19 protein-coding genes and 1 tRNA gene are annotated in these 19,259 nt (G+C 73.7%); 10 read left to right on the forward strand and 10 right to left on the reverse strand.

Annotation, left to right across the window (positions count from 1 at the left end):
- A complete protein-coding gene (locus tag LH044_RS15255; RefSeq protein WP_227756443.1) occupies positions 1–1,956 on the reverse strand; it encodes a collagen-binding domain-containing protein in 1,956 nt (651 codons plus the stop codon).
- A gap of 171 nt (positions 1,957–2,127) precedes the next feature.
- On the opposite strand from LH044_RS15255, the gene LH044_RS15260 reads away from it, so the two are divergent.
- The 3 genes from LH044_RS15260 (at position 2,128) to LH044_RS15270 (ending at position 4,038) form a co-directional block, all read left to right on the forward strand.
- Positions 2,128–2,203: transfer RNA gene (locus LH044_RS15260), tRNA-Arg, on the forward strand.
- A 184-nt stretch (positions 2,204–2,387) separates the two neighbouring features.
- Positions 2,388–2,747 (forward strand): YciI family protein, encoded by a 360-nt coding sequence (locus LH044_RS15265; protein ID WP_227756444.1) that lies wholly within the window; start codon positions 2,388–2,390, stop codon positions 2,745–2,747.
- Positions 2,748–2,751: 4 nt separating this feature from the next.
- A complete protein-coding gene (locus tag LH044_RS15270) occupies positions 2,752–4,038 on the forward strand; it encodes an RNA polymerase sigma factor (RefSeq protein ID WP_227756445.1) in 1,287 nt (428 codons plus the stop codon).
- Between the two features lie 90 nt (positions 4,039–4,128).
- Here the strand turns inward: LH044_RS15270 and LH044_RS15275 are convergent, their stop codons facing one another.
- Positions 4,129–4,833, reverse strand: a complete 705-nt coding sequence (locus tag LH044_RS15275; protein ID WP_227756446.1) for a zinc metalloprotease — start codon at positions 4,831–4,833, stop codon at positions 4,129–4,131.
- A 183-nt stretch (positions 4,834–5,016) separates the two neighbouring features.
- Between LH044_RS15275 and LH044_RS15280 the strand changes: the two genes are divergently transcribed.
- Positions 5,017–5,424: a PPOX class F420-dependent oxidoreductase gene (locus LH044_RS15280; protein WP_227756447.1), complete on the forward strand. Its 408-nt coding sequence runs from the start codon at positions 5,017–5,019 to the stop codon at positions 5,422–5,424.
- A gap of 24 nt (positions 5,425–5,448) precedes the next feature.
- Here the strand turns inward: LH044_RS15280 and LH044_RS15285 are convergent, their stop codons facing one another.
- Positions 5,449–6,807, reverse strand: coding sequence for an amidase (locus LH044_RS15285; protein ID WP_227756448.1), 1,359 nt, complete (start codon positions 6,805–6,807; stop codon positions 5,449–5,451).
- 165 nt (positions 6,808–6,972) lie between these two features.
- Here LH044_RS15285 and LH044_RS15290 point away from each other — a divergent pair, with 165 nt between their 5' ends.
- Positions 6,973–7,506, forward strand: a complete 534-nt coding sequence (locus LH044_RS15290) for a hypothetical protein (protein ID WP_227756449.1) — start codon at positions 6,973–6,975, stop codon at positions 7,504–7,506.
- A 94-nt stretch (positions 7,507–7,600) separates the two neighbouring features.
- Here LH044_RS15290 and LH044_RS15295 read toward each other — a convergent pair whose 3' ends face one another.
- From LH044_RS15295 to LH044_RS15310, 4 genes are all read right to left on the reverse strand, one after another.
- On the reverse strand, positions 7,601–9,202 hold the full coding sequence (locus LH044_RS15295; RefSeq protein WP_227756450.1) for a xylulokinase: 1,602 nt from the start codon (positions 9,200–9,202) through the stop codon (positions 7,601–7,603).
- Entirely contained in the window at positions 9,199–9,507 is a 309-nt protein-coding gene (locus LH044_RS15300) for a GNAT family N-acetyltransferase (RefSeq protein ID WP_227756451.1), read from the reverse strand. Before LH044_RS15300 ends, LH044_RS15295 begins: the two co-directional genes overlap by 4 nt.
- A gap of 51 nt (positions 9,508–9,558) precedes the next feature.
- A complete protein-coding gene (locus LH044_RS15305) occupies positions 9,559–10,557 on the reverse strand; it encodes a fatty acid desaturase family protein (protein ID WP_374210631.1) in 999 nt (332 codons plus the stop codon).
- Between the two features lie 193 nt (positions 10,558–10,750).
- Complete coding sequence (locus tag LH044_RS15310; RefSeq protein ID WP_227756453.1) at positions 10,751–11,905, reverse strand: ferredoxin reductase; 1,155 nt, start codon at positions 11,903–11,905, stop codon at positions 10,751–10,753.
- 87 nt (positions 11,906–11,992) lie between these two features.
- On the opposite strand from LH044_RS15310, the gene fabR reads away from it, so the two are divergent.
- Positions 11,993–12,745, forward strand: coding sequence for an HTH-type transcriptional repressor FabR (gene fabR / locus LH044_RS15315; protein ID WP_227756454.1), 753 nt, complete (start codon positions 11,993–11,995; stop codon positions 12,743–12,745).
- Here the strand turns inward: fabR and LH044_RS15320 are convergent.
- Together LH044_RS15320 and LH044_RS15325 are read right to left on the reverse strand one after the other, a co-directional pair.
- Positions 12,702–13,925 (reverse strand): cation:proton antiporter, encoded by a 1,224-nt coding sequence (locus LH044_RS15320; protein WP_227756455.1) that lies wholly within the window; start codon positions 13,923–13,925, stop codon positions 12,702–12,704. The two genes, fabR and LH044_RS15320, sit on opposite strands and share 44 nt — an antisense overlap.
- 73 nt (positions 13,926–13,998) lie before the next feature.
- Positions 13,999–14,727 carry a Flp family type IVb pilin gene (locus tag LH044_RS15325; protein WP_227756456.1) on the reverse strand — a complete coding sequence of 243 codons (729 nt, stop codon included), beginning with the start codon at positions 14,725–14,727 and terminating at the stop codon, positions 13,999–14,001.
- 101 nt (positions 14,728–14,828) lie between these two features.
- Between LH044_RS15325 and LH044_RS15330 the strand changes: the two genes are divergently transcribed.
- Positions 14,829–15,575, forward strand: coding sequence for an acetoacetate decarboxylase family protein (locus tag LH044_RS15330; protein WP_227756457.1), 747 nt, complete (start codon positions 14,829–14,831; stop codon positions 15,573–15,575).
- A gap of 38 nt (positions 15,576–15,613) precedes the next feature.
- Positions 15,614–16,621, forward strand: coding sequence for an NADP-dependent oxidoreductase (locus tag LH044_RS15335; RefSeq protein WP_374210632.1), 1,008 nt, complete (start codon positions 15,614–15,616; stop codon positions 16,619–16,621).
- Positions 16,622–16,799: 178 nt separating this feature from the next.
- On the opposite strand, the gene arfB is transcribed toward LH044_RS15335, so the two are convergent.
- A complete protein-coding gene (gene arfB, locus LH044_RS15340; protein ID WP_227756459.1) occupies positions 16,800–17,222 on the reverse strand; it encodes an alternative ribosome rescue aminoacyl-tRNA hydrolase ArfB in 423 nt (140 codons plus the stop codon).
- 124 nt (positions 17,223–17,346) lie between these two features.
- On the opposite strand from arfB, the gene LH044_RS15345 reads away from it, so the two are divergent.
- Together LH044_RS15345 and LH044_RS15350 are read left to right on the forward strand one after the other, a co-directional pair.
- Positions 17,347–18,111, forward strand: coding sequence for a TylF/MycF/NovP-related O-methyltransferase (locus LH044_RS15345; RefSeq protein ID WP_374210633.1), 765 nt, complete (start codon positions 17,347–17,349; stop codon positions 18,109–18,111).
- A 121-nt stretch (positions 18,112–18,232) separates the two neighbouring features.
- Positions 18,233–19,201, forward strand: a complete 969-nt coding sequence (locus LH044_RS15350; RefSeq protein ID WP_227756461.1) for a hypothetical protein — start codon at positions 18,233–18,235, stop codon at positions 19,199–19,201.
- Positions 19,202–19,259: the final 58 nt, after the last annotated feature.

The following is a 19,259-nucleotide window of genomic DNA, read 5'->3' on the forward strand; positions in this document are numbered from 1 at the left end:
TCAGCTCCGGGCGTGGGCTCGCTGGCGGGACACGATCACCATCGTGAGGCCGCCGAGCAGCAGGAGCGCACCGATGACGATCAACGGGAGCGAGCTGCCGCCGGTGAACGCCAGTGCGCCGTCGGATCGGGAGGCCGTGGCGCTCGCGACCCGCTCTTCGTCGTCGGGCGTGATCGACGTGGCCACGACGGTCGTCCCGGCCACGTCGGCCGTGGTCGTCGTCGACCCGTCCGGCACCGTCGACGTCGTGGGCGACACGGTCGTCGTCGGCTCGATGGTCGTCGTCGGCGCCTCCGTGGTCGTCGGGGCCTCGGTCGTCGTCGGGACGGTGGTGGTCGTCGTCGTGGTCGTGGTCGTCGTCGTGGTGGTCGTGGACTCCGTCGTGGTCGTCGACTCGGACGTCGTGGTCGTCGGGTCCAGGGTCGTGGTCGGCCCGGTCGTCGTGGTCGTGGGCGCCGTCGTGGTCGTCGTCGACGTCGTGGTCGGGTAGGTCGTCGACGTCGTCGTCGGGACCGTCGTGGTGGTCGTCGGATAGGTGGTCGACGTCGTCGTCGAGGTCGTGGTGGTCGGTGGCGTGCAGCTGCACGGCGTCACGTTGGTGCTGAACGGGTCGTCGTGCAGCTCGGCCCCGCCGTTGTGGATGAACGACGCGGCGTAGACGGCGCCGACGAGGTTGCCGCCGCCCTCCTGGTCGAAGGTGCCGAAGGGGACGAGCACCGTGCCCGCCAGCTCGTTGCCGCCGGTGACCTTGACCGTGCTGGCGAGGCCGAAGTTCCAGAGGGTGTAGCGGGCATGGGTGTTGGAGTCGCCGGTGAGCTTCGGCGGGTTCCAGTTCGCGGGAACGCCCGCCACGTTGATGATGAGCGGCCGGTCCTTCGACGGAGCGGCGCCGTCGCGGAACGTGATGCTCGAGAGCTTCGACAGGTCGGCGGCGGTCAGCTTGAGGACCATCTGGCCGGAGCCCGACGGGTAGATGTAGGCGTCGCCGCCGGTCCACGGCGCGTCGGGTCCGTTGGCGCCGGCGAGCTTCACGGTGGGCTGGCAGTAGGCGAGGCCGGCGGACAGCTCGCCCCAGCCCTTGAACGCAGCCTCGAAGTCGAAGGTGCTGGCCCGGGTCGCGCTCTGCACCGACTGGGAGCTGTTCTGGCCGAAGATCCGCGGGGTGGCGTCCACCTTCGCGTTCCTGGCGTTGATCACGATCTGGTTGGGGTTCTGGCGCTTGGCCTCGACGCCGGCGGGGTTGCCGACCGAGACCCAGCCCTTGTCCACGCTGATCTGGCCCTTCGACGACCTGATCTCGGCCTTGCCGCGGACGAGCAGCGACGTCGGCTGCTGGTCGGCCGGGTCGATCTTGTAGGTGCCGGCCGAGTGGATCGCCACCTGGTACTGGTCGAAGGTGAGGTTGCCGCCGACGGCGACGGGCCCCTCGGACTCGTTGGCGGCGAGGGACGCATCGCCCTTGGTCACCGCGTTGAAGCCGTTCGCCGCCGTTGCTGGGTTCACTGCGGCGGCGACGCAGAACTGGACGGTGCTGATCTCGGGCGCGGCACCCCCGACCTCGGGGATGCCGTCGACGCCGAAGGTGCCCGTGAGCGAGCTGGGCGTGATCCACGAGTCCTTGGACCCGGGGCCGGCCTTCACGACCACGGCGGCGATCGGCTGGCTGGAGGAGAACTCGCCGCCGTTGGCGGAGGTCTTTGAGAGCGACACGACCTTCGCGTTCCCGTTGGGCTCGACGAAGGTGTACTTGCCCTTGTCCTTGCCCTTCGTCTGGTAGCTGAACTTCGCGACCAGCTTGGTGCCGGCCGGGCACACCGGCTCGGGCGAGGCGCCGGTGCTGGCGAAGATGCCGATGCCGAGCAGCACCGCACCGACGAGCGCGAGGGCGACGCCGCCCCGCGTGGGCGTGATCCGCGGACCGCTCGACGCGGAGCTGGGCTGGTCGGTGCTGGACATCGTCGGGAGGCCTCCCTCTCCTCGGCGCGCTCGGGCGCGCACCGGTGCACCTTCTGGGTCGGTCGGAGGGTCCGCGACTTGAGGACTTGCCGAACGGCCTTCGGGGCTCGGGAGGCCACCCGGGACGGCTCGGTTACGATCGAGCGCTCGCCACGGCCGCCGTGGCGACCTGCCCACGTAGCTCAGGGGATAGAGCGTCGGTTTCCTAAACCGTGCGTCGCAGGTTCGAATCCTGCCGTGGGCGCCAGGTGCACGGAGGTGGTCCGTCCTCGGGGACCCGCGCCGGATCGCCCGTGCGGGTGCCGAGCAGCGGGTCGTGACGACGGTTCCGCGGAGATCCTCGTCGAGCGCTGTCGAATCCCGCGAGGTCGCACGACGTCATCACGTACGGCGACCACGCCGTGCCCGAGAAGCGCCTGAGGAGGCCCCAGATGAAGTACATGCTCCTGCTCCGACAGACCCCCGGCACCGGCCCGGCCGAGGGCACCCCCGAGTTCGACGCCGAGATGGCGAAGTGGGGTGAGCTGATGGGCGAGCTCGGCGGCGCCGGCGCCCTGGTCGCCGCCCACGGGCTCGACACCGAGGCGACCGCCACCACGGTCCGCATCCGCGACGAGGAGTTGCTGGTGACCGACGGCCCCTTCGCCGAGACGAAGGAGTCGTTCTTCAGCTACATCATCATCGACGTCGCCGACCTCGACGCCGCCCTCGGCTGGGCGAAGCGGATGCCGAACGCCACGTACGGATCCGTCGAGGTGCGGCCGCTGTCGAGCCACGAGCAGGACGCCTGAGCCGTTGCCGGACCCTGGTGGCGGCGGCGCAGCCCAGCTGGCCATCGAGCGGGCGTACCGCGAGGAGTGGACCGCGCTCCTCGCGACGCTCGCCGGTCAGGTGGGGGGCGACATCGGGCTCGCCGAGGACGCCGTCGCCGAGGCGTTCGCCGCCGCGGCGGCGGAGTGGCCGGCGAGCGGCGTCCCGGCCCGCCCGGGCGGGTGGTTGACGACCGTCGCCCGACGACGGGCGATCGACGCGCTCCGCCGCGGCCGGACCCGCGCCGCCACCCAGGCCGCCCTCGAGCTGGAAGCCCTCGTGCGCGACGACGACACCCCGACCGCGGGAGACCACGGCCACGACCGCAGCGGCGTGGCCGACGATCGCCTCCGCCTGCTCTTCACCTGCTGCCACCCGGCGCTCGCCCTCGATGCCCGGGTGGCGCTCACGCTCCGCGCCGTCGGCGGCCTCGAGGTGCCGGAGATCGCCCGCGCGTTCCTGACCACCGAGTCGACGATGTACCAGCGCCTGGTGCGGGCGAAGCGCAAGGTGAAGGCGGCCGGCATCCCGTACCGCGTGCCCGCCGACGACGAGCTGCCCGAGCGGCTCGGCGGTGCGCTCCACGTGCTGCACCTCGTCTACACCGAGGGCCACGTCGCCACCACGGGCGACGACCTCGTGCGGGCCGACCTCTGCGACGAGGCCATCCGCCTGACCCGCCTGGTCGTCGAGCTGCTGCCCGAGGCCGAGGCCCACGGCCTGCTCGCCCTCCTGCTGCTCACCGACGCCCGCCGGCCCGCCCGCACGGACGCCGACGGCACGCCGATCAGCCTCGAGGACCAGGACCGCTCGGTCTGGGACCGCGACGCCGTCGTCGAGGGCACCGCCGTGCTCGACCACGCGCTCGGGCGCGGCACCCCCGGGCCGTTCCAGGTCCAGGGCGCGATCGCGGCGCTCCACGCCGAGGCGCCGTCCTGGGACGCCACCGACTGGCCGCAGATCGCCGCCCTGTACGGCGAGCTCGAGCGGCTCGCCCCGTCGCCGGTCGTCACGCTCAACCGCGCCGCCGCCCTCGCGATGGCCGACGGCCCCCACGTCGGGCTCGGGCTGCTCGCCACCCTGGACGGCGACGCCCGACTCGACCGGTACCAACCGCTGCACGCCACCCGCGCCGAGCTGCTCGCCCGCGCCGGCGACGTCGACGGGGCCACCGATGCGTACCGCCGAGCGATCGACCTCACGCAGAACCCCGCCGAGCGACGAGCGCTGGTGGCCCGGGCCGCCCGGTTCGGGTGTGCGGTCGAGCCGTGAGCCTCGCCAGGACCGTTGCGACGGTCGACCTCGACGACGCCGGCGAGCGGGGCCTGTCGGGCTGCCCGCAGCCCTGAGCCGGCGGGTCGGTCAGCCGATCGTGGCCGTCGGCGCAGGGAGCCGTGGACCGCTCGCAGCGTCGACGACCGACGCCGACGCGTCGCGTGCCTCGGCGCCGACCGCGGCGAGGCCGGCCTCGTCGCCCTCGCGGTACCGCACCATCGAGGCGTCGACGGCGGGGCTCATCACCTGGCGGCGGCCGAGGTACGGCTCGTCCTGGTGGTCCAGGCCGACGGCGTGCCCCAGCTCGTGCAGGAGGATCGGCCGCCGGTGCACGGCGTCGCCGAGGAGCTCGGGCACCACCGAGATGCGGACGTCGCGGATGACGTGCGCATCGGCCCAGGTCAGGGCGACCTGCCCCCAGAGCTCGGCGCAGCCGACGGCCGGCGGCGGGCAGTAGGAGCCCAGGACGATCGTGATCTCGGGCGTCGTGCCGGCGAGGTCCGGCTCGATCCCGGTCGCGGCCGGTCCGACGGTGATGGCGATCCCCGACAACCGGGTGACCTCGGCCGCGGCGCTGACGACGTCGGGGGTCAGGGCCGCCGCCGACGGGTGGATGCGCACGACGTAGGCGCTCGACGGCGCCCAGCCGGTCAGGCGATACCCGCCCTGCTCGGTGCTCGCGGGGCCGCGGGGCACGAACCGGCTGGTCGCCGGTGAGCAGGCCGCGAGCGGCACGACGGCCGCGACGAGCAGGACCGCCGGGAGGGCCCGGACGGCCGGAGGTCGGTGCATGGGGGGTCCTTCCGCTGGGTCCTCGTGTTCGGTGGCGGCCGCACAGATGTTGAGCGCGATGATCCCGATTGCTCAGCGGCGGGAACAACGACTGGGCCGGGTGGTTGACCCCACCTGGTCCGCGCGCCCCCCGATGGGCCGACCGACCCACCACCGGCTCGATCGACGAGCCACCCACCCCCGATGGAGGACACGACCATGCCGCTCGACGCCGACCTCAAGGCGCTCGCCCAGGGCAAGAACTTCGCCGCGCTGACCACGCTGATGCCCGACGGCCAGCCGCAGACCCAGATCATGTGGGTCGGTGCGGACGACGACCAGCTGATCATCAACACCACGGTCGATCGGCAGAAGTTCCGCAACGTCCAGGCCGACCCCAGGGTGGCGGTCACGGTCTTCGAGTCGGACAACCCGTACCGCTACGTCGAGGCCCGCGGCGTCGTCGCCCGCACCCAGGACGGGCCGCCTGCGGCCGACAGCATCAACGCCCTGTCCGAGAAGTACACCGGCGGCCCCTACGGCATGGGCCCGACCGACGTGCGCGTCATCCTGTTCATCGACGTCGAGCGCGTCCACAAGAACGGCTTCTGACCGACGCGGCTGCGCCGTTCCCGGTCAGGGGATCGGGAACGGCTCGTAGCCGGGCGCGAGCAGCGGCCACGGCCGGGCCTGCTCGAGCACCTCGGCCACGCCGAGCGCCAGCCCGTCGGCCCAGCGCGGTGCGACGAGCTGCAGGCCCATCGGCAGGCCGAGGTCGCCGACGCCCATCGGCACGCTGACAGCGGGGTGCCCCGTGAGGTTGAGGTCGGGGGTGTTCACCCCGATCGTCGGGTCGCCCTCGACCGACCCGGCCTCCGACGGCGTCGGCCCCTCGGGGCCCCAGCCCTGCACGTTCAGCGTGGGCACCGCCAGCACGCCCTCGGCTCCGATCGCGTCGTCGATGCGGGCGCCCAGCGCGTGCCGACGCCGGGTGGCGGCCAGGTAGTCCTCGGTCGTGACGGTGATGCCGAACCGCAGGATCTCGTGCAGCGAGTCGTCGAAGGCGTCCCACCGGTCGCGCTCGTCGGCGAGGCTGTGCGCGAGCTCGCACGACGAGATGAAGAACCAGTCGATCAGGCTCTGGCCGTCGCACGGCGCCTCGATGCGCTCGACCACGAGGCCCGATGCGGCCAGGGCGTCGAGCGACGCCTCGAAGGCCGCCTCGATGACCGGGTCGACGTCGGCACGGAAGGTCCGGCAGGCGAGCACGCGCGCCGGGCGCGTCGGGGTGAACTGCCCCGGCGCGGTCGGGGCCGACAGCCAGTCGCCTGGCGCCGGTCCGGCGACGACCTCGGCCTGGTACGTGACGTCGGCGACCGTGTGGCCCGTGACGCCCTGCGTGGACAGCTCGATCCAGCGGGGCAGCACGTTGCGCCCGAACGAGCCGGTCGTCGGCTTGAGGCCCACCAGCCCGCACAGCGAGGCCGGGATGCGCACGCTGCCACCGCCGTCCGAGGTCGTCGCGATCGGCACGAACCCGGCGGCCAGCGCGGCGGCGGACCCCCCGCTCGAGCCGCCGGGCGAGAGCTCGGTGTTCCACGGGTTGCGGGTGGCGCCGAAGACGAGGTTGGTCGTGAAGGGCGCGTGGCCGAAGGCGGGCGAGTTCGTCCGGCCGACGACGATCGCCCCCGCTTCCCGCAGTCGCGCCACGACGGCGTCGTCGACGTCGTCGGGCGGGGCGTCGGCGTGGATGGTGGTGCCGAACGTCGTCACGGAACCCTCGCAGCGCGCCATGTCCTTGACCAGCACCGGCAGGCCGGCCAGCGCGCCGGCGCCGTCGTGGTCCGCCGCGGCCCGGCGGGCCGATTCGGCCTCGAGGCGGACGACCGCGCCGATGTCGCCGTCGCCGGCCTCGATCCGCCGGATCGCCTCGTCGACCAGCTCGAGGGGGGTCACGGTGCCGCTGCGGACGGCGTGGGCCAGCTCGCTCAACATCGGGCCGACGCTACCGGGGACGGGGCGGGCGACCGAGAGAGCCCCTTGCGACATCATCGTGCCGTCTCTATGTTGTTCGGCATGCCTAACGCACGGGACCCGGGGGACGCGGCGGTCGACGGTCCGGGGGTACGGAATCCGCGGTGGCCGTCGCGCCCACGACACGTGGCGCGATCCGTGCTGCGTGAGGCGATCGTGCTCGCCCACACGGTGCCGGGCGCCGAGCTCCGGCTCGTGACCGACCGCGGCGAGCTCGTGGTCGGCCGCCACCCCACCCACGACCTCTCGCCCTGCGAGCTGCGCCAGGCGCTCCTCGCCGGCGCGGCGCCGGGCGGCGCCGACTGCTTCCGGGCCGTGCGCCGTGTGGAGCTCGGCGGGTCGCTGCGCGACCTCGGCGGCGGTATGTACGAGCTGTGGCCGTCGGACGGGTCGCCGGCCCAGCGCTGGTTCGCCACCACGCTCCACCCCCGCGACATCGTCGAGCTCGTGAAGGCCTGCGACCTCGACGTCGCCGACGACGCGATGGACGCGGGCGTCGCCACCGACGCGCCGCTCGGCATCTCGGCGGTGAAGGTCTCGCCGTCGCTCCCGGAGCACCGCGATCGCCTCGACGAGGTGGCCCGCTGGTTCCTCGAGCGCTGCGTGGTCGAGGAGCTCGTCCAGCGGGTCGAGGCCGAGACCGTCCCGCCCGGCGGCTGAGCACCCCCCCCCTCGCCGGCTCTGTTCCACCATTTCGACGCTGGAACGTCGAAATGGTGGAACAGAGCGGGCGGGGTGGGCGGATCGGGCGGGTTCAGGAGCGGGCCGTGATGCGGTGGAGCCGGTGGGCCACGCCCTTGAGCTCCTTGTGCAGGCCGACGAACTCCTGGTGGCGGTCCTGGTAGAGGGCGGCGGCGTCGGGATCGGGCCGGAACACCCGGTCGACCGTGGCGCACGCGGCGACGTCGCGGACGTCGAGGCGCCCGGTGACGAGCCCCGCGAACAGCGCCGCGCCCCGCACGTTGGCGACCAGCGGCTGGGCGACGCGGTGCACCGGCCGCCCGATGACGTCGGCGTGGATCTGGCACCACACGTCGGACTGGGCGCCCCCGCCGATGCCGCGCAGGTCGACGATCGGGTGCTTCAGCACCTGCTCCGACACCTCGAGCAGCCAGCGGATCTGGTGGGCCACGCCCTCGAGCACGGCCCGGACCATCTGCGGCCGCCCGGCGTCGATGCCGATGTTGAGGAAGGCGGCGCGGACCGCGGTGTCGGCGTTCGGGGAGCGCATCCCCTTCAGCCACGGGGCGAACATGACGCCGTCGGCGCCGGGCGCCACCTTCGACGCCAGGTCGTCGAGGTCCTTGAGGGTCGGCGTCGCCCCGGGCGTCAGGCCGTCGTCGGGCGCCACCACCATGTCGAGCAGCCACTCCATGCTGGCGCCGCCGCAGTCGTGGTTGTTGACCAGCACGTACTGGCCCTCGAGGGCGGCGGGGAACGTCGCCATCTGGTTCATCAGCGACGTGCGCTTGGTGTGCGTGTGGCACCCGACCCAGGCCGAGGTGCTGATCGACAGGTGGCCGTGGAAGTCGGTGACCGCACCCGATCCGAGCGTCGCGGCGTGCAGGTCGGGGAGCCCGGTGACGACCGGCGTCCCGGCCGGGATGCCGAGCTCGTCGGCGACGTCGGGGAGCACCCCGCCGACGACCGAGCGGATGGGGCGCAGCGGCGGCAGCCGGTCGATGTCGGTGCCCGCGTACCGGGCGAGCAGCGGGTCGTAGGACACCGCGTCGAGCACGCGGTTGTCGGTGAGGAAGCTGGCCAGCATCGACGCCTGGCTCGCGGCCACCTCGCCGGTGAGACGCAGGTTGAGGAAGTCGACCGGCTCCATGAAGTGGGCGGTCCGGGCGTACACGTCGGGCTGCTCGTGGCGGATCCACAGCCGCTGGCCCATCGGGTCGTTGCCGAGGGGGCTGGGCGCGCCGCCGGTCCGGCGGATGAACTCGACGACGACGCGGGGGCGGTAGCCCTCGACCGCGAGCGTGCCGCCCAGCTGGCGCGCCGCGAGCTTCCGGGCCCGCTGGTCGAGCCAGAGGATGCAGTCGCCGACCGGCTGGCCGTCCGCGCCGACCGGCACGGTGGACCCCCACTGGCCGGTGCACGCGACGGCGACGATCTGGTCGGCTCGGGCCGTGCCGCGCTCCGACAGCAGCTGCGCGGAGGCCACGACCGCGTCCCACCACTCGGTCGCGTCCTCGACGGCGCTCCCGTCGGGGCCGGTCCGGATGGTCACGCGGCGGTGGTCGTGGTCGAGCACCTCGCCGGCGAGCGACACGTACGAGGTCTTCGGCCCGCCGGTGCCCAGGTCGATCGCGAGGACGACCTGCTGGTGGTGGTCGGTGGTCGGGCCGGTCACGCGATCAGGTCCCGGTCGTCCGGGTGCTCGTCGAGCCAGGACCGGACGAACGGGCACGTCGGGATCAGCTTGCCGCTGCGGGAGCGGATGTCCTCGAGCACGGCGGGCACGAGCACCGACCCGAGCCCACGGCCCCGGTGGTCGCGCTCGATCACCGTGTGCTGGAGGTCCCGGAGCAGCGCCGGCGGATCCGCGTCGCCGTCCTCGACCGGGCGGTCCGTGTACGTCACGTAGCCGAGCAGCTCACCGTCCTCGAGCAGCTCGTACCGGTGCATCGCCTCGACGTCCACGACCTCCATCGCCATGGCGCGACACGCTACTTCCGGGGCCGGGGACCGGCCCCATGCGGGGTCGGGTCAGGGCAGGGCCATGCGGACGATCCGCTTCACCACCGAGCCGAACTGTCGGGGGAGCGAGCCGGTCACGTACGGCAGCCCGAACCGCTCGCAGGCGTCGCGCACCTTCGGGGCGATCTCCGCGTAGCGGTTGCTCGGGAGGTCGGGGAACAGGTGGTGCTCGATCTGGTGGCTGAGGTTGCCGGTCATGAGGTGCATGAGCCGGCCACCCGAGATGTTGGCGGAGCCGATCACCTGGCGGACGTACCAGCCGTTGCGGTCCTCGGCGACGACGTCGTCGACGGTGAACGTGGGCACCGGCCCCGGGAAGTGTCCGCAGAAGATGACCGTGAACGCCCAGACGTTGCGGACCAGGTTGGCGGTCATGTTGCCGGCCAGCACCGGCAGGAAGAACGGCCCGGCCAGGAGCGGGTAGGCGACGTAGTCCTTGAGCACCTGCTTGCGCGCCTTCTCGGCGACCTCGTCGAGGCGGGCACGTGAGACCTCGGGGTCGGCGCGGCCGTTGAGCAGCCGCTCGACCTCGACGTCGTGGAGCGCGACCCCCCACTGGAACAGGCAGGCGAGCACCGCGGCGTACACGGGCTGGGCCAGGTACACCGGGTGCCACTTCTGGTCGGGCGTGATGCGCAGCAGGCCGTAGCCGACGTCACGGTCCTTGTGGAGCACGTTGGTCCAGACGTGGTGGATCTGGTTGTGGGTGTGCTTCCACTGCTCGGACGGGCAGGTGTTGTCCCACTCCCAGGTCGTCGAGTGGATCTCGGGGTCGCGCATCCAGTCCCACTGGCCGTGCATGACGTTGTGGCCGAGCTCCATGTTCTCGAGGATCTTGGCCGTGGCGAGCATGGTCGTCCCGGCGATCCAGGCCGGCGGGAGGATGCCGGCGAACAGCGCCAGGCGACCGGCGGCCTCGAGTCGCCGCTGCAGCCGGATGATGCGGTGGACGTAGGCGGCGTCGTCGGCGCCGCGCGAGGCGAGGATCTCCTGGCGCAGGCGGTCCATCTCCTCGCCGAAGGCCGCGATCTCCTCGGCGGTCAGGCCGGACGGCCCGGGGTGTGCCGGATCGGGCGCGGCGACGGCGTCGGCGGACGCGGCCGGACCCGCCTCGGTCAGGAGATCGGTGGCGGGCCGGTCCTCGGGACCGTCCACTTCGGTGCGCATGACGGCGACCATGGGTGCCTCCTCGGGGTGGGGGTCAGATGTCGATCTCGGCGTCGCCGACGGGTGCGGCGACGCAGATCTGGACGTGGGTGCCCGGTTCGCACTCGGTGCGCCCGTCGCGCATGTCGACGACGGTGCCCGAGCGCAGGGGGACGACGCAGCGGCGGCAGACGCCCATGCGGCACCCGCTGATCGGGTCGAGCCCGGCCTCCTCGGCCAGGTCGAGCACGGTGCGGGTGCCGTCGGACGCGACGCTCGCGCCGGACCGGCCGAACGTCAGCGTGCCCTCGACCGCGCCACCGGCCGGGGCCACGCTGGGCGTGAACCGCTCGACGTGCAGCGGGAGGGCGTCGGGCGTCGTGGCGGTGTGCTCGTCCCACACCGACGTGACGGCGTCGACGAGCGGTCGGGGCCCGCAGGCCCACGCCTCGCGCTCGCGCCAGTCGGGGCACAGCTCGTCGAGTCGGGCGGCGGTGATCTCGAGCTCGGGCGGCGGTGCCCCGGTCCCGGTGGTCACGAGGTGGAGCCGCAGCCCCGGCCGGCGGCGCCCGATGGCGTGCAGCTCGTCGGTGAAGAGCGACTCCTCGGGCGTCGGGGCGTGGTGGACCAGGACGACGTCGTCGAGGGTGCCGTCGCGCTCCACGCCGGCGTCCATCGCCCGGACCATCCCGATCACGGGCGTGAGGCCGCTGCCGCCGGTGACCATGAGCATGCGGCGGGGGCCGGTGGCCGCCGGCGGGTCGGCGAGCGTGAAGTCGCCGTCGGGCCCGTCGAGGTGCACGACGTCGCCCGGGCGGGCGACGCGGACGAGGTGGTTGGAGACGACGCCGTCGGGGACCGCCTGGACCGTGATCGTGATGCGGTCGCCGGCCCGGCCGGGCAGCGTGGCGAGGGTGGGCGGCGACGTGATCGAGTAGCAGCGGTGGTGGCGGACGCCGTCGACGTCGACGCCGACCGACACCCACTGACCGGGCCGGTGCGGCTGCCAGCCGGGCCCGGGCCGGAGCACGACGGTGGCGGCCCTGGGCGACTCGGGCACGACGGCCTCGACCTCGGCGCGGACGCCGGTGCCGGCCGCGAGCGGGTCGACCAGACGCCGGTAGGAGCCGGCGGGGGCCGGCCACGTGAGCACCGCAGACAGGCGCTGCAGGGCGGACCGGACGGAGGGAGGGGCGGCTGCCGTCGCCATGAGGTGAACTTACCGGGGGTAACAAACTCGGTCAACAGTCGTTCACTGAAACCGGCCGGTCGCCTGTCACAACGGTACGGTGGGCGGGTGACGCAGCGCTCGAGGGAGCAACCTTCCCGCGAACAGGGTGGACCAGCACCGCTCGGGACCGGGGCCGCACCGGTGCGGCGGGGTGACGGCCCGGCGCAGGACGAGGCCGCCCCGCCGAGGCCGAGGGCCGAGCCGAGGGAGCGCCAGAAGGCGCGGACGCGGCGGGCGATCCTCGACGCGGCGCTGCGGCTCCTCGGTGGCGAGCGCAGCTTCACGAGCCTGAGCCTGCGGGAGCTCACGAAGGAGGCGGGGCTGTCGCCGGCCGCCTTCTACCGGCACTTCGACACCATGGAGGCGCTCGGGCTCGCGCTCGTCGACGAGTCCTTCGCGACCCTCCGGCGCACGATGCGCGACATCCGGACCGAACCGGCGGGCACCTCGCACCTGGTCCGGACGTCGGTCGACACGTTCCTCGGCTACGTGCTGACCCACGAGGAGCACTTCCGCTTCATCGCGAAGGAGCGCTACGGCGGGTCCACCACGCTCCGGACGGCCATCCGCCAGGAGGTGCGGCTGTTCACCAGCGAGCTCGCGACCGACCTGGCCCGGTGGGCGACGCTCACGTCGGTCAGCACAGGCGACCTGCAACTCCTCGCCGGCCTGGTCGTGCAGGCGGTGATGTTCGCGACCGAGCTCACGCTCGACACCGACCCCGACGACGACGAGCGGCTCGCGGCGATCGCCGACGACGCGACCCGTCAGCTGCTCATGGTGCTGGTCGGGATGGATCGCTGGCGCTCGGAGAGCTGACGTCGGACCGCTCGTCCGGTCGCTCGCCGAGCACCGCGAACCCGACGATCGGCAGCACCAGCACCGAGAGCATGCCCGCCCCCACGAGCGCGGCCGCGTTGCTCGGGCGCATGTCCTTCGTCTCGAGCCCGATCTGGGTGATCACGACGAGCAGCGGCAGGGTCGTCGACTGCAGGACGCCGAGCGCGACGCGCTGCCGCGTCGGGAGCGTGCGCCGGTAGACGACCATCGCCGGCAGCCCCCGCACCACGAGGAACAGCGCGAGGAAGAGCGGTACGCGGGCGGCGACGTCCCAGCTGGAGGTCAGGGCGTCGAGGTCGAACTGCATCCCGCTGACGATGAAGAACACGGGGATCAGGAACCCGAAGCCGATCGACTGGAGCTTCGTCCCGAGCAGCTTGGACTGGTCCGGCGGGAACAGCACGCGGCCGATGAGCCCGGCCGCGAACGCCCCGAGCAGCATGTCGAGGCCCAGGTGGACGGCGACGACGACCATGGCCGTCGTCAGGAGGATGACCACGCGGACCGGGAGCTGCGAGGAGCTCTCGAGGTGCCGTTCCATCACCTCGACGAACCGTGGGGGCCGCGGCCGCTCCACGATCCACGCCAGCCCGAGCGCCAGCAGCACGAAGACGATGAGCAGGAGCCCCTCGGTCGTCGGGCTCGAGGTCCCCAGGAAGATCGTCACCGCCAGCACCGGTCCGAACTCGCCGACCGCGCCGGCCGACACCAGGAGGTCCCCGAAGCGGGTGCCGACCAGCCCCCGGTCCTGGAGCATAGGCAGCAGGGTGCCGATGGCGGTGGTGGTGAGCGCCAGGCCGATCAGGAGCTCCGACAGCACGAAGCCCGTGGCGACGAGCACGCCGGCGACGCCGAGGCCGAGCACGACGGTCACCACCCAGCCGGTCGCGGCGCGGTTGAACGGCTCGCCCTTGATGCGGCGGAGGTCGAGCTCGTAGCCGGCGACGTAGAAGAGGAAGGCGAGGCCGAGCGTGCTGAGGCCGTCGACGAACCCGTCCACCTCGGCCAGGCCGAGGACGGCCGGGCCGATCACGATGCCGAGCAGCAGCTCGAACAGGACGCTCGGGATCCGCCACCGCGCCACGAGCTCGGACAGCACCGGGGCGAGGACGGCGGCGAGGGCGATCAGCAGCAGGCTCGTCGCGGTCTCGCCGGTCACGGCGAGAGACTAGGTGCGGCGCCGCCGGCCGCCCGGCCCGCGGCGACCGTGGTCGGTCCCGGGTGGACGCTCGTCAGTACGGATCGTTGACGGTGCTCGTGTCCGAGCTGCTCGCCGTCCAGGTGATGCCGGTGCCCTCGACGTCGGTGATCGTCACCCGCAGCTGGGAGTCGTTGGTGTCGAGGTCGCGGACGTTGAAGCTCGCCACGCCCGAGGAGCTGGTCGTGACCTCGAGCGCCGAGCTGACCGTCACCCACCGCTTCTCGGCACTGTCGTAGCGCTCGACCTTCAGCGTCACGGTCGCGCCCGACACGGCCTTGCCGTTCGCCTTGACGGTGACCGTCCCGTCGACCTCCCAGTAGTTCTTGCCGCGGTTCTTGTAGGTGCCGGTCGTGAGGGCGGGCGCCGTGGTGGTCGCCTTCGGGATGGTCGTCGTGGTCGTCGGCGGCTTCGTCGTCGTGGTGGTGGGCGGTGTCGTCGTCGTGGTGGTCGGCGGCCTGGTCGTGGTGGTGGTCGGCGGGGTCGTGGTGGTGGTGGTCGTCGTGGTCGTCGTCGTCGTGGTGGTGGTCGTGGTCGACTCCTCCTCGTCCGGCGCGGTCGTGGTGGACCTCGGGGAGGCGACGCCGGCGGCCACGGTGCCCATCTCGGTCTTGGCCGTGTCGTTCAGGAACGAGATGCCGCCCCAGGCGGGGAGGATGAAGACGGCGACGATGACGGCGTACTCGACGAGGGTCGCCCCTCGCTCGTCGGCCGTGGCCCGGGCGCGGAGGCGGCCGGAGAGTGCAGCGCGGATCCCACTCATGGGATCCAGTCTGAGGGGCGTTCGGTTCGCCGCACATGAGCCGTCCAGACGTTCGCAGTGAGCCGTTGGGCCTACAGTCCGCCCGATGGAAGCGACGAGCGATGGACGATCGGGACTGGGGCGAGCTCGACGGGGTCGCGATCCGGTTCCCGATGGTCGTCGAGGAGATGCGATCGGCCACGCTGACCTTCACCGTGCCGATCGGCCCGGCCCGGGCCCTCCTGCCCGGCGACGCCTTCGAGGTGCTCGAGGTGGCGCCCGATCGGGCGATGCTGGTGATCGCCCTGTGCGACTACGTCCGCAACCCGTGGGGCGACTACGACGAGGTGAACCTCGGCCTGCTCGTGCACCCGGTCGGTCACCCCGAGCTGGCCGGCGCGTTCCAGTGGCGGATGCCGGTCGACCAGGAGTTCACGTGCAAGGCGGGCAACCTCGTGATGGGCCTGCCCAAGACCGTCGAGGACCTGACGTTCGACTACTCGGCCGGGCCCGGCGAGGGCACCGTGACCGTGCGCCTCGTGATGTCGGACGAGCCCGCGGGATCGACGACGCTCCTCGTCCGCCTGCCGCGGCCGTCGGTCGAGGGCGTGGAGCCGGCGGTCGAGTCGGCCACGACGTACTCGTACCTCGACGGCGTGCCGATGTCGCTCGGGCTCGACATGCAGCTGCCACCCGTGCCGGTGGATCCGTCGGAGGTCGAGATCGAGCTCGGGCGCGGCGCGCTCGCCGAGGAGCTGCGCAGCCTCGGGCTGCCCGCCACCGCCGACCTGGCGCTCTGGGGCGAGGGGCTCGGCGCCACGTTCCAGGTGCCCCGCTCGATCACCGAGCGCGTCGAGGCCGGTTCGTGAGCGCGGTCGACGGCGGGGCACCGGCGCTCCCGCCCACGATGGAGCGCATCGTGCTGCGGCGCCGGCCCGAGGGCCTGGTGACGTGGGACGACGTCGAGCTCGTCACCGTCGACCTGCCGGAGCTCGCCGAGGGCGAGGCGCTGCTGCACAACGAGGTGATGGCGATCGACGCCTCGGTGCGGTCGTGGCTCAGCCCGGCGAAGGGCTACCTGCCGCCGGTCGAGATCGGGGAGGCGGTGCGGTGCTCGTCGGCCGGCCGCATCGTGGCCTCCCGCTGCGACGCCTACGCCGTCGGCGACGTCGTGACCTCGCTCGCGGGCTGGGAGGAGTACTCGATCGTCCGCGACGACCTGTTCACCACGTGGCTGTCGGAGCCCGACCCCGGCTACGACACCACCGGCTACCTGTCGCTGTACGGCTCCACCGGCTGCACCGCCTACATCGGGATGGTCGAGGTCGGCCGCGTCGCGGAGGGCGACACGGTCGTCGTGTCGGCCGCCGCCGGTGCCACCGGGTCGATCGCGGCGCAGATCGCCAAGCTGCACGGCGCCCGCGTGATCGGGATCGCCGGGAGCGACGAGAAGTGCGCGTGGCTCCTCGACGAGCTCGGCCTCGACGGGGCGATCAACCACCGCACCGAGGACGTCTCGGCCCGCATCAAGGAGCTGGGCCCGCGCGTCGACCTGTTCTTCGACAACGTCGGCGGACCGGTGCTCGACGCCGTGCTCAGCCGGCTGGCCATGCACGCCCGGGTCGTGCTGTGCGGCGCGATCTCGACCTACAACGACACCGAGAAGGCGCCTGGTCCGTCCAACTACCTGCAGCTGATCCAGCAGCGCGCGTCCATGACCGGCTTCCTGTCGCTCGACGACATCCCGCGCTTCGGCGAGATCGGCGAGCACCTCCGGCGCTGGGAGCGCGAGGGCCGGCTCCGCTACCACGCCGACCTGTACGACGGCCTGCGCTCGTCGGTCGACGCGCTGAACGCGATGTTCACCGGCGCCAACACCGGCAAGGTGGTCATCCGCCTCGCCGACCCCGCCTGACCCGCCCCACCCCGGTTTCTGACGCCACAGGGTGGGCTCCGTGACGCATGGGTGACACGAGAACCCGACATCGGGGTTTCTGACGCCACAGAGTGGGCTCCGTGACGCATGGATGGCGTCAGAAACGGGGGCTGGGGGTCAGAAACGGGGTTCGGGGGTCAGAAGCGGGGGCCGGGGGTCAGTCGTCGGGGCGGGGGCGCCGGCGCTGCTGCTTCACCTCGCCGCGCTGGCGCTTCGTGTCGAGCCGCCGCCGCTGGGAGGCACGCGTCGCCCGGGTGGCGCGCCGCGTCCGCTGCGGGACGAGCGCGGCGCGCAGCCGTCCCGCCATGCGCTCCCGGGCGATCGCCCGGTTGCGCAGCTGGGACCGCTCCTCGTCGACCACGACGGTGAGCTCGGGACCGAACCGCCCGACGAGCACGTCGCGCTGGTGATCGCTGAGCGCGGCGCACGAGGCCAGGTCCAGGCGCAGCTCGACCCGCGTGCGGGAGCGGTTGGCGTGCTGGCCGCCGGGCCCGCCCGAGGTGGTGAAGCGCTCCTGCAGGTCGGCTGCGGGAATCTCGAGCCCCGGTCGGACCTGCAGCGGTTCGTCGGGCTCGGCCACCGCCCGAGGGTACCGTCGCCGCCATGGAAGGCCCCGACCCCCGTCGCCCGACGATCCGCTCACCGGCGCGCTCGAGGAGCTCGACGCCTCGGCGCGGGCGTACCTCGACCTGCTCCAGCGCTGCCTGACCCGGGAGGCGTTCCTCGACCAGGAGTGGTGGGACGCCGACCTCCGCGAGTGGCCCGGCGGGCGCGACGAGGTGCTGCCGATCCTCCGCGAGCACGACTGGCGCGTCGTCCGCCGGGGCGATCCCGAGGCCCGGGCCGAGGGGCGCGACTGGCCGCCGACCGCCGAGACGATGATCGGCACCGCCCGGCTCGACAACGTCGTCCGGTGCTGCGCGCGGGCCGTCCTCGACGGCGTCCCCGGAGACCTCGTCGAGACGGGGGTCTGGCGCGGCGGGGCGACGATCCTCATGCGGGGCGTGCTGCGCGCCCTCGACGACGAGGCGCGCCGGGTGTGGGTGGCCGACTCGTTCGAGGGGCTGCCCGTTCCCGACGAGCGCTACCCGGCCGACGCCCACCTCGACTGGTCCCACGTCGAGGTCCTCAAGGTCGACGCCGACGCGGTGAAGGCGAACTTCGACCGCTACGGGCTGCTCGACGACCGGGTGCGGTTCCTCGAGGGGTGGTTCGCCGACACGCTGCCCGACGCCCCGATCGAGCAGCTCGCCGTGCTCCGGCTCGACGGCGACCTCTACGGCTCCACCATGGACGCGCTCGTGGCGCTCGAGCCGAAGGTCTCGCCCGGAGGGTTCGTGATCGTCGACGACTACGGGGGCTGGGAGGCCTGCCGCGCCGCGGTCGACGACTACCGCGCCGAGCGGGGCATCGAGGCGCCGATCCGGACCGTGGACTGGACCGGCGTCTGGTGGCGCAAGCCGGGCTGACCCCGCCCCGGACCGGATCCCCACCTCGCGCTTGAGTTCTGGGCCCCGATCTGCCGACACAGGTTGATCGGCCGACGGGCCGAACAGCACCAGCAGGCGGGTCGAGACGGGAGCGGGCGGGATGACCGGACCGAACGACGCGGCGCCACCCGGCGCCGGACACGACGACGCGACGTGGCGACACCGCGCCCGGGCCGACGCGCCCCAGGTGCTGTTCGTGCCCCTCGCCCCGCTGGCGCCGGCGTCGCCGCCGGTGCCGCCGGCGGTCGAGGAACCCGCTGCGCCGCCGGCGTGGATCGACGCCGCGACGATGCCGGCCACCTCGCCGGCCACCCTGCCGGCGACGCCGCCGGACTCGCCCTCGCCGCCGGACTCGCCCTCGCCGCCCGACCCGCCCTCGCCGCCCGACCCGGCACCGGCCGGGGCGACACCGGCCGACGCGACGGCCGTCGCCGCCGCACCCGGCGCCCCGGTCGTCGCCGACCCGCTCGTCGTCACCTCGGCCCCTCCGACGGCGCCGCCCCCCGCGACCGCCCCGGGACGGACGAAGCGGCGCCACGCCGCGGCCCGCTCGCGCCGGGCGGCGGCCGCGGTCAGCGGCTCCGCCGCCGTCGGCCTGGTCGCAGTGCTGGCGGCGGGCTCGACGGTCACGGCCGCGACCGAGGCCGATGACCCCGCGCCGCTCGGCGAGCCGACCGCGGCCACGGGTGGCGCGCCGACGACGGCCCCGGGTACCGCCGACGCGGCCCCCGGCACGCCCGCGACGGGATCGCCCGGCGCACCCGTGGTGCCCGGCGACCCGACGACGACCGCCCCGGCCGGGGCTGTCCCGACCGCCGCGCCGGGTGCCGCCACCACGGCGCCGGGCTCGCCCACGCCGTCGGGCGCGCCGGTCGCCGCCGGCGCGCCGGCCGCCTCGCCCGCCCCGGTGGCCGCCACCCCGTCGCCGGGCGCGACGGCCCCCGCACCCACGGCGCCGACCGCCACGGCGCCGCCCCCGACCGCACCGCCGACCACGGCGCCGCCGACGACCGCGCCGCCGACGACCGCGCCGCCGCCCGACGAGCCGCCGCCCGCCGGACCGTCCTGACCGTGGCGCCCGGCGGCACGCGCCCGTGACCGGCGGCTGGTGGACCCACCGCGGTCGC

Source organism: Dermatobacter hominis, from assembly GCF_020715685.1.
In the GTDB taxonomy this organism is placed as follows: Bacteria; Actinomycetota; Acidimicrobiia; order Acidimicrobiales; family Microtrichaceae; genus Dermatobacter; species Dermatobacter hominis.

What these genes read in the sequence shown, in the direction of transcription:
- LH044_RS15300 (WP_227756451.1), bottom strand. Translation starts at nt 9,507, where the DNA reads ATGGCGATGGAGGTCGTGGACGTCGAGGCGATGCACCGGTACGAGCTG.
- LH044_RS15275 (WP_227756446.1), bottom strand. Translation starts at nt 4,833, where the DNA reads ATGCACCGACCTCCGGCCGTCCGGGCCCTCCCGGCGGTCCTGCTCGTC.
- LH044_RS15280 (WP_227756447.1), top strand. Translation starts at nt 5,017, where the DNA reads ATGGAGGACACGACCATGCCGCTCGACGCCGACCTCAAGGCGCTCGCC.
- LH044_RS15265 (WP_227756444.1), top strand. Translation starts at nt 2,388, where the DNA reads ATGAAGTACATGCTCCTGCTCCGACAGACCCCCGGCACCGGCCCGGCC.
- LH044_RS15285 (WP_227756448.1), bottom strand. Translation starts at nt 6,807, where the DNA reads ATGTTGAGCGAGCTGGCCCACGCCGTCCGCAGCGGCACCGTGACCCCC.
- LH044_RS15255 (WP_227756443.1), bottom strand. Translation starts at nt 1,956, where the DNA reads ATGTCCAGCACCGACCAGCCCAGCTCCGCGTCGAGCGGTCCGCGGATC.
- LH044_RS15325 (WP_227756456.1), bottom strand. Translation starts at nt 14,727, where the DNA reads ATGAGTGGGATCCGCGCTGCACTCTCCGGCCGCCTCCGCGCCCGGGCC.
- LH044_RS15310 (WP_227756453.1), bottom strand. Translation starts at nt 11,905, where the DNA reads ATGGCGACGGCAGCCGCCCCTCCCTCCGTCCGGTCCGCCCTGCAGCGC.
- LH044_RS15350 (WP_227756461.1), top strand. Translation starts at nt 18,233, where the DNA reads ATGACCGGACCGAACGACGCGGCGCCACCCGGCGCCGGACACGACGAC.
- LH044_RS15305 (WP_374210631.1), bottom strand. Translation starts at nt 10,557, where the DNA reads ATGGACCGCCTGCGCCAGGAGATCCTCGCCTCGCGCGGCGCCGACGAC.
- LH044_RS15330 (WP_227756457.1), top strand. Translation starts at nt 14,829, where the DNA reads ATGGACGATCGGGACTGGGGCGAGCTCGACGGGGTCGCGATCCGGTTC.
- LH044_RS15335 (WP_374210632.1), top strand. Translation starts at nt 15,614, where the DNA reads ATGGAGCGCATCGTGCTGCGGCGCCGGCCCGAGGGCCTGGTGACGTGG.